14 protein-coding genes are annotated in these 14,268 nt (G+C 43.3%); 6 read left to right on the top strand and 8 right to left on the bottom strand.

The genetic code is table 11. The features are described 5' to 3' along the window. Positions 1 to 2: 2 nt before the first annotated feature. Positions 3 to 182 carry a hypothetical protein gene (locus PNC201_RS04790; RefSeq protein ID WP_095727329.1) on the bottom strand — a complete coding sequence of 60 codons (180 nt, stop codon included), beginning with the start codon at positions 180 to 182 and terminating at the stop codon, positions 3 to 5. A gap of 100 nt (positions 183 to 282) precedes the next feature. Between PNC201_RS04790 and PNC201_RS04785 the strand changes: the two genes are divergently transcribed. Next, complete coding sequence (locus PNC201_RS04785; RefSeq protein ID WP_199539695.1) at positions 283 to 1,320, top strand: NAD(P)H-dependent flavin oxidoreductase; 1,038 nt, start codon at positions 283 to 285, stop codon at positions 1,318 to 1,320. A 113-nt stretch (positions 1,321 to 1,433) separates the two neighbouring features. After that, the gene (locus tag PNC201_RS04780) at positions 1,434 to 2,450 is read left to right on the top strand and encodes a UDP-N-acetylglucosamine 2-epimerase (protein WP_102056344.1); all 1,017 of its coding nucleotides are present in this window, start codon (positions 1,434 to 1,436) and stop codon (positions 2,448 to 2,450) included. A 69-nt stretch (positions 2,451 to 2,519) separates the two neighbouring features. Here PNC201_RS04780 and PNC201_RS23390 read toward each other — a convergent pair whose 3' ends face one another. The 3 genes from PNC201_RS23390 to PNC201_RS04775 all read right to left on the bottom strand — a co-directional run bounded on the left by PNC201_RS23390 (position 2,520) and on the right by PNC201_RS04775 (position 3,675). Continuing rightward, a complete protein-coding gene (locus tag PNC201_RS23390; RefSeq protein ID WP_167310207.1) occupies positions 2,520 to 2,678 on the bottom strand; it encodes a hypothetical protein in 159 nt (52 codons plus the stop codon). A 111-nt stretch (positions 2,679 to 2,789) separates the two neighbouring features. Continuing rightward, positions 2,790 to 2,957 (bottom strand): hypothetical protein, encoded by a 168-nt coding sequence (locus PNC201_RS23385; protein ID WP_017217813.1) that lies wholly within the window; start codon positions 2,955 to 2,957, stop codon positions 2,790 to 2,792. A 244-nt stretch (positions 2,958 to 3,201) separates the two neighbouring features. Further along, positions 3,202 to 3,675 carry a VOC family protein gene (locus PNC201_RS04775; protein WP_010607842.1) on the bottom strand — a complete coding sequence of 158 codons (474 nt, stop codon included), beginning with the start codon at positions 3,673 to 3,675 and terminating at the stop codon, positions 3,202 to 3,204. Between the two features lie 197 nt (positions 3,676 to 3,872). Between PNC201_RS04775 and PNC201_RS04770 the strand changes: the two genes are divergently transcribed. After that, positions 3,873 to 6,425 (top strand): Ig-like domain-containing protein, encoded by a 2,553-nt coding sequence (locus tag PNC201_RS04770; protein ID WP_102056343.1) that lies wholly within the window; start codon positions 3,873 to 3,875, stop codon positions 6,423 to 6,425. A 266-nt stretch (positions 6,426 to 6,691) separates the two neighbouring features. Here the strand turns inward: PNC201_RS04770 and PNC201_RS04765 are convergent, their stop codons facing one another. Both PNC201_RS04765 and PNC201_RS04760 read right to left on the bottom strand, forming a co-directional pair. Further along, positions 6,692 to 7,756 carry a helix-turn-helix domain-containing protein gene (locus tag PNC201_RS04765; RefSeq protein WP_102056342.1) on the bottom strand — a complete coding sequence of 355 codons (1,065 nt, stop codon included), beginning with the start codon at positions 7,754 to 7,756 and terminating at the stop codon, positions 6,692 to 6,694. After that, positions 7,753 to 8,541 carry a CPBP family intramembrane glutamic endopeptidase gene (locus tag PNC201_RS04760; protein ID WP_102056341.1) on the bottom strand — a complete coding sequence of 263 codons (789 nt, stop codon included), beginning with the start codon at positions 8,539 to 8,541 and terminating at the stop codon, positions 7,753 to 7,755. Before PNC201_RS04760 ends, PNC201_RS04765 begins: the two co-directional genes overlap by 4 nt. Before the next feature lie 384 nt (positions 8,542 to 8,925). Here PNC201_RS04760 and PNC201_RS04755 point away from each other — a divergent pair, with 384 nt between their 5' ends. Beyond that, positions 8,926 to 10,275: an MFS transporter gene (locus PNC201_RS04755; RefSeq protein WP_010607839.1), complete on the top strand. Its 1,350-nt coding sequence runs from the start codon at positions 8,926 to 8,928 to the stop codon at positions 10,273 to 10,275. Here PNC201_RS04755 and PNC201_RS04750 read toward each other — a convergent pair. After that, positions 10,256 to 11,161, bottom strand: coding sequence for a LysR family transcriptional regulator (locus PNC201_RS04750; protein WP_102056340.1), 906 nt, complete (start codon positions 11,159 to 11,161; stop codon positions 10,256 to 10,258). The two genes, PNC201_RS04755 and PNC201_RS04750, sit on opposite strands and share 20 nt — an antisense overlap. A 91-nt stretch (positions 11,162 to 11,252) precedes the next feature. Here PNC201_RS04750 and PNC201_RS04745 point away from each other — a divergent pair, with 91 nt between their 5' ends. Together PNC201_RS04745 and PNC201_RS04740 are read left to right on the top strand one after the other, a co-directional pair. After that, a complete protein-coding gene (locus tag PNC201_RS04745) occupies positions 11,253 to 12,023 on the top strand; it encodes an NAD(P)H-dependent oxidoreductase (protein ID WP_102056339.1) in 771 nt (256 codons plus the stop codon). A gap of 37 nt (positions 12,024 to 12,060) precedes the next feature. Further along, on the top strand, positions 12,061 to 13,020 hold the full coding sequence (locus PNC201_RS04740) for a hypothetical protein (RefSeq protein WP_102056338.1): 960 nt from the start codon (positions 12,061 to 12,063) through the stop codon (positions 13,018 to 13,020). A 14-nt stretch (positions 13,021 to 13,034) separates the two neighbouring features. On the opposite strand, the gene PNC201_RS04735 is transcribed toward PNC201_RS04740, so the two are convergent. Next, positions 13,035 to 14,267 (bottom strand): helix-turn-helix domain-containing protein, encoded by a 1,233-nt coding sequence (locus tag PNC201_RS04735; protein WP_199539685.1) that lies wholly within the window; start codon positions 14,265 to 14,267, stop codon positions 13,035 to 13,037. Position 14,268 lies beyond the last annotated feature (1 nt).

The raw sequence follows: 14,268 nt of genomic DNA, 5'->3' as shown, positions 1-14,268 counted from the left end.
TGTTACCCGGCCACCAAAACGTAGATAAGTTTAATGATCAGCGTCACCATTAATAAAGGCAGTACATATTTGGCATACTTTTGCATTTTATCTAGCCCTAAGCGCTGCTGATACTTTTCCAACAGCGGTATCAAGACAACCAATGCGATGACTAAACTCACTAATAATATAACTACGTTCATCTTAGCTCCTCTTTCTAAACAGGTATCTTACAACCAGTATTCACTTCACGCAAAATTCCAGCTATGCTCATAAACACATCTGACCAGTAGAATAACAATGATGAAAACTGCTATCACCGAATTATTTGGCATCGAAAAACCCATTATATTACCCGGCATGAGCTGGATTTCTGTCCCTGAGCTTGTTGCGGCAGTGAGCAATGCTGGTGGCTTAGGTATTTTAGCCACGGGCCCGCTCAGTCAGGACGAGACACGTCAAGCAATACGAAAAATTCGTGCACTCACCGATAAACCTTTTGGTATTGGTGTGACGTTAATGATGCCAGGCGCCAAAGAAAATGCCAAAGTCGCATTAGAAGAGCAAGTGCCTGTTATCAATTTTTCTTTAGGAAAAGGCGATTGGCTAGTACAAGCAGCTAAAGCCTACGGCGGAAAAGTCATTGCCACAGTGGTGACGCAAAAGCATGCATTAGCAGCACAAAAATCTGGCGTTGATGCGCTATTAGTTACAGGTCATGAGGCCGCAGCCCATGGTGGTGAAGTGACTTCACTGTGTTTAGTGCCGAGCATAGTCGATATCGTCAATATACCTGTAATTGCCGCAGGGGGATTTGCCGATGGTCGAGGACTTATCGCCGCGCTAGCGCTTGGCGCAGAGGGCATTGCGATGGGCTCTCGTTTTGCAACATCTAAAGAAAGCCCTTTGCATCAACATGTCAAAAATACCGTTGTGGAAAAAGACGTTGAACAGACGATTTATTCCAAAAACTTCGATGGTCTTTATGCTCGAGTAATGAAAACCCCCATGGCTGAAAAGGCAACGCGCCGCCCGATGAACTTTTTCATGGCCATCATAAAATCATTCAAGGCTGCAAAAATGGTCGACATGCCCTTATGGAAGCTACTACTAGGACTGTTATCTCAATTCGATAAAATTAAGATGCTGTCACTCTTTGGTGCCGCCACCGAAAAGCTTGAAGCCGCCACAATCCACGGAGATTTAGACCATGGCGTGCAATTTATTGGTCAATCTCAAGGCTTAATTCGAGAAATCGAATCAGTACAAACCTTAATGGATAACATGATGGCTCAAGCCACTGAGGTGCATTCACGTATCAGCAACAGTACAGCCAAGTAACGGATGTTTGGTATTGATGCGGTAAAAGCGGTATTATTTGCTTAATATCGCTCTGGCCCTAGCTGCGCCATTCAAGTGCTGGCCATAAACTCTGATTTTATAAGTGACTTTCAATGCCTAAACATTATCTTTTCTACATTGAGCAGCCATATAGCTTTGCCATTCTAAGACCCCTCCAAAATGCTATCCGTGCAAACGGTGATGTGGTGAAATGGTTTTTAAAAGGTAAAGATGTAAACTCAAGTTCACTTGCACCAGACGAATCAGAGTTACTGAGCGTAGAGGACGTCAAGGCGTTTAACCCCAGAGCAGTATTTGTACCTGGAAACGTTGTTCCTGACTTTTTTCCAGGCGCCAAAGTGCAAGTATTTCACGGATTGGAATATAAAAAGAAAGGTCACTTTGGGATCCGCGGTTTCTTCGATTTGTATTGTACTCACGGCCCAATTACCACTGCGCCATTTAACCAACTTGCACAAAAACATGGTTATTTCTCAGTGATTGAAACTGGCTGGCCAAAACTCGACCCTTATTTTGATTACACCAAGCAAGAGAATGAAAAGCCAGTCATACTGTACGCTCCCACTTTTTCACCCAATCTCACGTCGCTTGAAGCATTACATGCACAAATCAAACAGCTCGCAGAATCAGGAAAATACAAAGTCCAACTTAAGTTTCATCCTAAGACGAAACAGCAGTGGCAACAGATGTACATAGAACTTGAAACCATCAGCGACTTTGAAATCGCCGGAAATGACAATCTTATTCCACTCATTCAGCAAGCCGATGTGGTGATTTCTGATACCTCTAGCGCCGTTGATGAGTCACTATTAATTGGTAAACCGGTTATCACTTTTAATAATCACCAACCTCAAGATGCCTTAATCAATATTACCGACGCAGGCCAATTATCTGCAGCGGTTGAACAAGCACTCAACCTCTCCGACGCACAAAGTGAACGTATTGAGCAATATATTCAGCAAGTGCACCCTTACCGCGATGGTAAAAGCGCCGAGCGCATACTCGCTGCAACAGAGACCGTAATTGCTGCTGGATTAAAGCGTAAACCGCTTAACTTATTGAGGCGTTACAAAATACGTAAATCATTGAATTATATGAAAATAAAATAAACTGGTAACTTTCGGAAATAAAAAAGCTCACTTTACTGTGAGCTTATGCAAGTTAATTTATCACTAACCTTAACACTCACACTGCCAGTATTGGTTACCAGTTTCCGTCAAAGGCGGACGACAACGAATACCTGTCGCACCACCAGCGATGTTTGGTGTTTGCTCTTGAGGCAAGCTTTGTTGTTTATCTAATTGTTTTAATGCTGTTTTTTTAAATTTCAATTTCATCTTATTATCCTTGAGTTAATCTTAATTTATAAATTATGTTGTTTAAGGTTGATAGTCCAACAAGTAGATTCTCCACCTCATCAGGCTAACCTAAAACACTGCTCGACTATACTAACAACGGCACTGACCATAATCCGTACCAGTCAACGTTTCCGTTAAACGGCATGGGATTCTGGTATTTGGCTCAGCACCGCCAGCTACTTGAGGGGTTTGCTGTAAAGGTAGGTTTTGGTTTTTATCTAGTTGCTTCAACGCTGATTTTTTTAATTTTAATTTCATTATCATTTCCTTGAAATAGTCGTTTAGTGATCAAAATTTATCACTAATTCTTAAGCTGCCATGAAAAAATAAAAAATTCAACATTATTAACAATAAAATCAACTTTAAAATTCACTCACCACAAATACAACACTTAACCACATGTTAAATAATAACTTCTAACCAAGCACCTCAAAGAAACGCACCGTCAAAAACAAACAAAAAATTAATAAATCTGCAATCTAATGAGATAAGCTTACCTCAACTAGGCATCTTGTTGCTTATCCATAAAATCAGCCATACGCGCGAGTAACTCGGTTTCTGTGAGATCTTCTTTATGCGTGCCAATCGTCCAGACATGACCAAATGGGTCTCGTAGCGTTCCCGCCCTATCACCATAAAACTGATCACAAACGGGCGTGACTTGCTGTGCCCCCAATTCAATTGCCCCCGCAAACACAGTGTCCACATCGTCAACATACAACATCAAGCTAACGGGCGTACCACCAAGCTCACTGGGATCTTTAAAGTGCATATCAGGGCACATATCTGAAAGCATCACATAAGAGTTACCAATCAGCAGCTCCGCATGTGCTATTCCTCCATCTGGTATAGGTAACTGAAGCTTTACGCTCGCGCCAAAAGCAGCTCGGTAAAATTCGATAGCTTTTGCTGCACCAGCCACAATGAGGTAAGGCGTGAGTGAATGATAACCGGAGGGAATTGAAGAAGTCGCCATTATATGGATCCTATAAAGTCCGTTAAATTCCCTCTAAACCTAGCCGATTATTTGAAATATGCGAATTAAAATTGCGATGCTCAGGTTATTGCAGCGATGAGATTTACTCATAACTCGAGTGTTGATTAACGAATTATTTACCTATATGCTAATTTGGTTTTGTTCATAAAACACACAACAACATGTAAGGGATCAGTATGAAACCAACTTCTATATTACGATTGGCTTGGACGAGTGGTGCTCTCATCCTCGCAGGCCAAGCAAACTCCTACGACTGTAGTAATTTAAGCCCTTGGTCTGAACAACAAGTCTACAGACAAGGGGATATCACACAGTCCCAAAACCAAGCATATGAAGCAAAGTGGTATAGTCAGAACGACAATCCAGCAGGCCACTCCGGTCCTTATGATGTCTGGCGGTCATTGGGGACTTGTGCAACGGGGTCAGGTCAAGCACCGAGTGTCGTACTCACCAGCCCAAATAATGGCGCTGTGCTGGGCGAAAATGACAGCGCTGTTTTTTCCGCTAATGCCAATGATGTCGATGGTGACCTGGCTTATGTCGAATTCTTAGTAAATGGGCAAGTTATCGCTACGGACACTACCGCGCCATTTCAAACCACTTGGAACGCAGTACTTGGCGAATACGATATCAGTGCAATTGCCACCGATGCCCAAGGGCTAACCGGAAGTTCGCAATCAGCACGGATCACAGTAAAACCGGGCGGAGGAAATTTACCACCGAACGTATCCATTGTAGCGCCAACCAACGGCCAGCAGTTCTATCAAGGCGATATGGTAGGGATCAGCGTCACAGCTGAAGATAGCGACGGTACTATTGCGAGAGTGGAAATTAGCCTGAACAATCAGCTTGTCGCGAACCTAACAACCTCTCCTTTTGAGTTCCAATTCCAAGCGGAGCAAGTTGGCGTGAACCAACTAAATGTAAAAGCGATGGACAATCAAGGCTTGGTAAGTGAGGCAAACCTTGCCATCGATGTGCTAACAAAAGTGGGAGGTGGCTGCCTAGGCCTTAGAGCATATAGCGCTGGACAAAATTACCAGGCTGGTGAACTCGTCGCTCATAATAATCATAAATATCGCTGTGATATTGCAGGTTGGTGTAGCTCAAACGCGCAATGGGCATATGAGCCAGGTGCAGGCCAGTATTGGAGCGATGCATGGAGCGATTTAGGGATCTGTGCAATCGCGCCAACCGTAACGTTCGAAAGCCCGTCCAATAATGGTACTGTTTTGGTCAATGCGCCCACCACTATCTCTGTCAGTGCTCAAGATACAGACGGCAGTATTGCTACACTGTCACTCTATGCCGGCAACACACTCCTTGCCACAGCCAATCAAGGAACACTTAGTCACAGCTGGACACCGACAGCCCTCAATCCGGTGAGTTTAAAAGCCATTGCCGTGGATAACGAAAGTAATCAAAGCGAGCAAACAATTACAGTGAATGTTACAGATAAACCGATTGCCGTTGATTTACTCGCCCCCACTAGCGGCAGCCAAATTACCTTGGGTAATTCCACTCAATTGATTGCACAAGCATCCTCTTTTGTTGGACAAATCACTCAAGTACAGTTTTATGCTGATGGCGTGTTACTCAATACAGACACAACGCCACCCTACGAATATAGTTATGCACCGGCCTCAATCGGCACAAAAACACTTTATGCCACGGCCATCAACGACAATAATGATCAGCTGTCCAGTAGCGGCGTGACTGTTCAAGTCATCGACAAACCCATCGGTAAAAAGCACAAACTGATTGGCTATTGGCATAACTTTGTCAATCCAGCTGGTTGCCCTATTCCACTTGATCAGATGTCTACTGCTTGGGACATCATAGATATTGCCTTTGCTGAAAATGATAGAAACTCGAATGGTACAGTGCACTTCACACCATTTGAAAAAGACATTCGCTCTAACTGCCCGCCTATCGATCCGGTAAAATTCAAATCCGACATGCAGGCACTACAAGCGCAAGGTAAAGTTTTTGTGCTAAGCCTTGGTGGTGCAGAAGGCACAATTACCCTCAATACGGATGCCGATGAAGCGGCATTTGTTAGTAGCCTCACCGATATTATTCAACAATGGGGATTTGACGGGCTCGATATCGACTTAGAGAGTGGCTCGAACCTTGTGCATGGCTCTCAGATCCAAGCTCGGCTGCCTAGAGCATTAAAGCAAATTGAACAAAATATTGGTGGCAATATGGTACTTACCATGGCCCCCGAGCATCCCTATGTACATGGTGGCATGATTGCCTATTCAGGTATTTGGGGCGCTTATATTCCACTTATAAACGAGCTACGCGATACATTAGATTTACTTCACGTACAGCTATACAACAATGGCGGCCTACCTAACCCATACGAACCGGGAAGCGCCCCTGAGGGCTCAGTGAACATGATGGTTGCCCATGCAAAAATGTTGATTGAGGGATTTGATCTTGCTGATGGCACCCGCTTTGCACCACTTAGGGATGACCAAGTAGCCATCGGTCTACCTTCTGGTCCACAGTCGGCAAATTCAGGTCAAGCGCCTATCGGCAATATCATCAATGCCTTAGATTGTTTAACCAAAGGTACAGGATGTGGCACTATCCAACCAAGTAAGACTTATCCGAACTTTGGTGGCGTGATGACATGGTCGATTAACTGGGACAAATACGATGGCTATAACTTCTCTCAACCCATTGGTGATAAATTAACGCAGATGAATCAGGGGAATTAATACCAACTGCTCAGGGTGAGATGCCCTGATTGTGTGATTTTTATACCAGCTATTTTAAGTATTGGAGAATTACTTCAATTGGTATTATTCCTCGAACAGGACTGATACTAAGCCACATAAATATCACTATTGTTTATGAACACAAGGAAGTGTTCATTTTCAAGCTGGCTTTTACAACAGTCCACTCAGCCCGGCAGGCTGGCAAAATGTAGAAATGCCAATCAAGCACAGCTCTTGAAATTTGCAAACTAGCCTGTCATCTTAAGCTAATTCAATACCGACTTTTTACGATACTCTGTGGGCGTGCAACCCACTCGCTGCTTAAAAATATTATAGAAACAAGATTTAGAGTTAAACCCTGATTCATAAGCTATTGTTGTAACTTGTTGGGCTGGTGTTCGCAGTAATAAACGCTTTGACTCTTCTACCCTAAGGTTGTTCATATAATCATAAAAGTTTGAATGATAGATCAGGTTTATCGCTTGAGACACTTCGTGGGTAGTCATCACACACGCATTGGCTAACTCGTTAAGCGTTAAACCGTTGCGCAGATACAATTTCTGTTTCTTAACTTCGCTATCTATTTTAGTGAACACCTTCTCAATGCCCTTTAACGCCTCCTTTTCTACCGTCACTTGAGTATCTAAAGGGGCAATTGCAGAAGGAGCAATAAAATCAACTTTGGTGCTTAGTAACAGAGCAAAAATAAACAACAGCCAATGTGTATCAAGCCAAAAGAGCTGAGGCATAAATGGCGATGTACAGACTAAAATCGCCATCGCCGTAATTAAGTAGAGCCACCACTTAAACCAGCTAACATCATGACGTTGCACGTTTGAGAAGTGTGCCTTAATAGAGTCGAGATATTCCTTCAATAGTGCAAACGTAAACATGAGATATGGCAATAAGCTTCCCAAAAAAAGTAAACTAAAAAAAGTGAGAAACAACCTATTTTGCTGTAATTCTGGATATATCTTTTGAGCGCAAATACTCAGTATGAAAAACATCATAATCGGACTTAAGTGCAGTACCACTTTACTCCAACTAAAACGTTTACATAGTGCCGATGCATATAAATAGGTCAAAGGCCCGAGTACTAGGTTTAGGCTGGTAATAAGTAACGCCCAATAACCCTGACCTTCCGTCAAAAGTCTGTTTTGAACAAAAAACTCATCCGCCAACAAAGTAGCCAAAACAACAAACAGTCCAATCAGGTGACCCGAGGTATGCTCATCATCAAGCTGAGCATACCTCAATCGCATTAGTCGCACAGCAAGTAGTATGTATAAAATACTGGCAATAAATAGCGGCAAGGTCTTCCAATCTATCAATTTACTTCCTTATTCACTAACCAACGCTTGAGCACCGCTTCTTCCGATTTATAAAGGATCATCACGCCGTAAACAAACAGCGGAAAACACACAATGATAGCAGGAACGGTGGCAATAAAAGAGGCAGCTTCAGCCTTCGTAGGATCATGACCCATAAAGCTAAACCAATTAATGAGTATATGTATAACAATAAGCGGAATTAAGCTTCTAGTTCTTAGGTAACATGCCGCAAACCCCATACCAATAAAGGTCGCATAAATAACCTGTCCAATTATTACACCAATTGAATCCGGTTTTTCAAACACGTTCACCAAATGAACTATACCAAACGAAAGCGCAGAGAAGAATGCAGCTTTCAACACTGGACGCCGAGCGCCACCACTGACATAACAGCAAAGTAATATGTACACTACAATACCTCGGCATAACACCTCTTCTAAAATTCCAGTGAAAAGGGTTGAGATACTACCAATAGCAATTTCCGAAAACGAATGCGGGTACCACTGAGAAATATTGATTGATACGTATGCCAGTGGCAATACAAAAAGATACCAGTATTGTTTGGCATCTACGGTTAACCAATATATTTTTTCCCAGACTTTTAAGTATCTAGCAATTAAAATGACAAACACTACACCGAGTAAATTCTCAGTAAAGTTACGCCAATGTGGAGATCCACTAAACCATCCTGCTAACTCCCACCCTAGTCGCTGTACTAAAATAGCTCCAAGATATGCTAGAAAGACCTGAATATAAATTGCTCGCTGCGAAAAATTGAAACGCATTCTGTTACTCCTTTATAAACTTGAGCAATGAATCTACCGCACTAGCTCAATTTATACGTCCTGCTAGTTAATTGGAGTAAATATAAAAAAGTAACTTTCTATTTCAATTAGTTAAAAGAGCTTTAACTCATACATTTTCTCCGCCTATGCACTCGTTACTTTGGTTTTTGAGCACAGTTATTTTTAAATGCTAGCCCTAAATAAAGAAGGCTCACTCTCGTTATTCAACGCCTTATCAGATCCCCCCAGCCACAAGCTGAAAACCTGAACAAAAATGTACTAGGTAGAACCTAAGCCAAACACCAAAGATTGCTTGGAAATAAACTATTTGTCCCCTACTATTATAGCGTTACACGCAAATCCATAATGAGTCCCAAGGTCGATATGAAATCTTTTCCATCGCTTTATTTAACAAATCTATTCTTAGTCGGTGGGACAGGCCTGCTGACTACTTACTTAGCGCTTTATTTAGGCCAGCACGGCGTCAGTACGTTTTGGATTGGCTTGCTTACCTCGTTTTATTACTTAGGTTTGTTGCTCGGTGCCAAATTAGGCTATCACCTGATCAAATCAGTTGGACATATTCGCGCGTTTGCGGCAAGCACAGCGGCAGTGACAGCCTGCGTAGCAATACATGGGGTGAGTGACAATATCTATCTTTGGCTTGGACTACGACTTGTGGTGGGTCTTGGCATGATGTGTAACTTTATGGTGCTCGAAAGCTGGCTAAATGAACAAGCAGCGCCTGAGCAGCGGGGACGAGTATTTTCTTTTTACATGCTCACCTCCTACCTCGGTATGGTAACAGGGCAATTTGCGCTTTCTAATTTTCCTGAGCTTGGCTATGCGCCGCTGTTTTTAATTGTTGTTGCCTTATCCTTTGGAATTATCCCTATTTCAACGACGAGGCGGATCCACCCTAAGCCACTTAAGCCTATTCAAGTAAGTCTGTTTACCTACTTCAAAAAAGTGCCTCAGTCTCTCACGGCGGTCTGTTTTGCCGGAGTGATTAATGGTAGTTTTTATGGCCTTGCCCCGACTTTTGCCAGCCAGTCAGGATTTAATGCCGAAGAAATTGCTATGTATATGTCGGTAACGATTTTTGCAGGTTTGCTTGCGCAGTGGCCAATGGGCATTATCTCTGACCGAGTTCGCAGAAGTATCTTACTGCGCAGTAACGCTGTTTTTATCGGTTTGATTTCTCTTTGTATATTTTTGCTTCCACTGAGTCCAAGCTACAGTCTCTGGCTGACTTTTGGCTTTGGGTTATTCGCATTTACCATGTATCCACTTTCTTCGGCACTAGCAAACTCCCGCGTTGATGATGAAGACCGTGTTGGCGTTTCTTCTGCACTGTTGGTGGCATTTGGCGGAGGTGCCTGTGTTGGCTCGGCCGCTATTGCACAGATCATGTCCCATTTTGGTCATCAAGCCCTATATGCTTCGTTAAGCGCACTAACCGTTGTCATGTTCTTACTGCTCCACTTTATCAACGCCAGACAAAAAGCTGAGCAACCAGAGCCTAGCGACTATGTTGCTGCGACTTCTGATATTACCAGCTCACCGCTCGCAGCCACCATGGACCCGCGTATCGAAGAAAAAACAGCACACGAACAGCTGCTTGTCGTTGACGAAGACACGCCTCGCGATAACGACGATGAACTCGACGACAATGAGCAAAATAGCGAGCCAACCGAGGAGTTGGACGAAATAACTAACAAACCTCAGCCATAGTCTGACTGATAAACGCTCGTAACCAACGAAGTGCAGGATATTGATGCTGTACTTCGTGCCACACCATAGCGACGTCAAAAGCACAGTCAGGTATCGGATTTTCAACGAGGGTAAAATCTGCTTCGAGTTTTGATGCCTGACGAGCCGGAATCAGTGCAACCAACTCGGTATTTCTCACTAGTTCCGGCACCAATAAAAATGAGGGCACTGACGTCATCACCTGCCTCGATACACCATATTGCTGCAAGATTGAATCAACGAATGTTGAGGTGCTATTTCCTTCAAAAGACACCACAATATGCTCAAGCTTTACATAATCTGCTATTGTCATTTCTGGCGTTAGCTGTGGATGGTGTTTTCTGCCAATCAAGACATACTTCTCTTGATATAAGGTTTTAAATCTTAACGAATCAGGCCCACATTCCGGCGACATTAATGCCAAATCGAGTTCTGAGTGTTGTAGCTGGGCTGCAAGTGTTGCTATTGTTAAGTGGCAAAGCACGACCTTGATATTGGGCGCAGCTATTTTTAAACGCCGTATCACCTCTGTCATCACCACCAGCTGTAAATAGTCGGTACATGCCACTTTAAAGGTTAAATTGGCCGTTTCAGGGATAAAGTCTTGATGCTCTACTAACACGTTACTTACAAGCTTCATCGCAGCGCGAAGTTCCGGCAGCAAAGCAAGCGCTTTGGCAGTTGGTAGCATGCCTTTATGAATAGGGACTAATAACTGATCACCAAATAGCCCGCGCAGCCGACTTAGCTGAGTGCTTACTGCTGGCTGGCTGAGGTTCAGCCTATCTGCCGCTTTGGTCACATTGCACTCTTCCAGTAGCACCACCAAAGCCTGAAGCAGGTTTAAGTCCACCTTTTTGCTATCCATTTAATTTATACCTAGGGTAAAAATATTCAATTTCATTTATAGCAAGATTAGAGAGATAGTAACAACTCCTATTCGTTACAGAGCACTTATCATGACCAAATCCGCACTAGTGGTATCGGCACATCCAGAGCCGACTTCCTTAACCCAGACACTCGCCAAAACAAGTGTCGAAACCTTAACGCGCATGGGCTTGCAAGTTCAAACTTCAGATCTATACCAAATGGACTGGAAGGCTGTGGTTGACGCAACCGACTTCCCGCAAGATGACTCTCAAGCACCACTTGCGATTATTGCAGCGTCTGGCAAGGCATATCACTCAAACACCCTAACCGAAGACGTTATTCAAGAGCAGCAAAAATTGCTGGCTGCCGACTTGGTTATTTTTCATTTTCCGCTTTGGTGGTACAGCGTGCCTGCCATACTTAAAGGCTGGTTCGATAGAGTCTATGCCTATGGCTTTGCTTACGGTTATCAAAACAAAGGGAACCAATTGCGCTACGGCGAGGGAGTTTTACAGGGAAAACGAGCGTTAATTTGTGTAACCACAGGTGGTGGATATGAGGATTACTCTCCTTTAGGGATAAACGGCACAATGGACGAATTACTATTTCCGATCACGCACGGGACTTTGTTTTTCCCAGGTATGGACGTTCTACAAAACCATGTTATTTTCGACGCAAAAGGCGAGCCTAATCAACGTATAACTGATGAAATTGCCAATTGGTCAGAGCGCTTAACACACGTATTTAGTGAAAAGCCAATCCCCTACCGAAAGCAAAATAGTGGCGATTACATCAACGGCCAAGTACTAAAAGCCGAAGTCGCTATGGGAAAATCGGGTATTGCTGCACATATTGCTTAATCAAGGTGTTATCAGCTATGTTTATAGAATGTAGCTGATGACTGATGGGTATTGTGATTTGCAAAACACTTGGATTGCCTTTGGTGGCGTTATGTTGCTCGCGGCTTGTACCATAGCCAATAGCTGTGAGCTTGCTGTACTTGATGGTAGTGTCGTGCTCAATTCCTCAAAGATACAGCCTAAATGTCGTTTTAAACAAGATCAAACCGGCCTGTTGTCTGCTGCGGCTAAGTTCACCTCAGCGCTAACCCATCAAACGCCAAATTCTAAAATAAAGCGGTTATCACAGGAGCAAGTTCAGCAATCATGCAACATCGACGCTACACAAGGCAGTTTGACTTGTACATTTAATGGTAAAAGCGACCACTTCACGCTGACTAACACCGTTAAACAGGGGAAAATCGCATCAATAAACTGGCAAGATGATGAATATGTTTACCTTGGCTGGATGACCAACACTGAGGTATTAATGGGCTATATTGCGTTTGGCGCGCTTAACAAGCACAGCGCTCCCTTTTTCATTCCCGCCTCCCAGTTTTGCCAATATGGTCTAAGCTCGCATATTATCGACCTTGGTAAGGGCGACTTATTGTGCCAAAACCACGAGGGGCTTTGGTCTCATAGCCGTTTACTGCCCCTACCACAGCCCTGCCAACAACCACAACAAATGATCCAAGATAAAGGTGGGATTTGGGCGCTGGAGTTTATCAAAAGTAGCTATCAATGGCGGATCTGCAGATACAACGATAACGCAGGTAGCCTATTAGCCGCATACGAATACAGTATAGACTTAAAGGCAACGCTGGCTCGGTATGACTTACAGCCCAGTGATTACACCCAACTTACTTTTTTATCCAATGGCGATACTAACGCTATCGCGAATTCGGTGGAAATAGATAACGTCTTTCCTGTCAGTGATATTACGCCAGAGCTTGACCCACAGACGATAGAGCTGCCTATTCAGCAGCTACAATACAAACTGACTAAGCTAGATTAGGCCCTAATTGCCACTTACTCTTGTGCTTCACGTAGCACTTGCGTTTGACCATTTTGCTTTCTAAATTGATTTGGCGTGGTTCCAGTGGCGATTTTAAATGCTCTAGTAAATGGTCCAACCGACGCAAAACCACTTTCCAGTCCAACGACAAGTACTGGCCAATGCTGTTTAGCGGGGTCTTGTAACAGCACTTTGGCATGTTCAACCCTCAACTCATTGACCAATTGGCTGAAATTTCGCGCTTGCAGGTTTTGTCGTATCACTCGACTTATCTTGTATTCAGGTTCATTAAATTGCTGAGCTAAGTCAGCAACTTTTAACCCTTCTTTGAGGAAGCCTTTTTGCTCGATAAGAAAGTGTTCCACCTGTTGCTGGAGCGCAATATTATCCTCGGTTTGTGTTGGTTCATTTGATTCGACGCACCTAATGGATGTACTTGTACGTTGAGATGAAAATCGCCAATACAGTAACACTTGCGCCGTCAATATAATGAGGATAGCTGCGCTTGTCACTGCCCATTCTTGAACCTCACGATTATCGGCAAAGCGATTTTCGATTAGTTTAGTGCCTGCGACGCAAATAAAATAAGCGGATAAAAATAGCACCCTTTGTGCTTTTTCTTGCCCTTGAGACTGCGAGAACCCTCTGCACCCTTCCCAAAATGCCAGCATAAGTACACTAGATGACAACAACAAGGTAAGCTCATACGCCGCAATGTTAAGCCACTCAACAAATCCGCGAGCGTTCATGTGTAATTGACTATCGATAAACAAATAGCCTTGTCGCCATATGACCAAGGCAGCAATGGCGATTGCAAACACAACATGCCTTTTTAAAATGGCATGTTTTTCTCTAAATAGTGCCCTAGCAAGCAACCAAAACCCATTACAGGTCACACAAGCACCCATGCCAATTAAATACTGATATCCATTTAAGGAGTCCTGCGTCAGCTTTTTGGTGGTGGCCAAAGCTATTGAGCCGCACACCAAAGCAAAGAGTAAATGTGCTGCTTTTTTCTCTTTTACAAAAAGCTGAGCAACAACCAAAGTGCAACATAGGCTAAGCAAAAGTAGGTAATAGTTTTCAATAGTCATGGCGATTGAAGGAATATTGATAGACGCAGAAACTCTAACAGCCACACCAAAAGCATTCAAATTAACTTTGTAAGTAAACTTAACACCAGCATTTTTAAAATTCAGCCTACTTTCTTTGCTTTGATTTTCAAAATCAAAGCGACGAGATAGCAAA

The organism is Pseudoalteromonas sp. NC201 (genome assembly GCF_002850255.1).
In the GTDB taxonomy this organism is placed as follows: domain Bacteria; phylum Pseudomonadota; class Gammaproteobacteria; order Enterobacterales; family Alteromonadaceae; genus Pseudoalteromonas.
The sequence above is the reverse complement of the archived record's forward strand: the minus strand, read 5'-3'. Positions and strand labels throughout refer to the sequence as shown.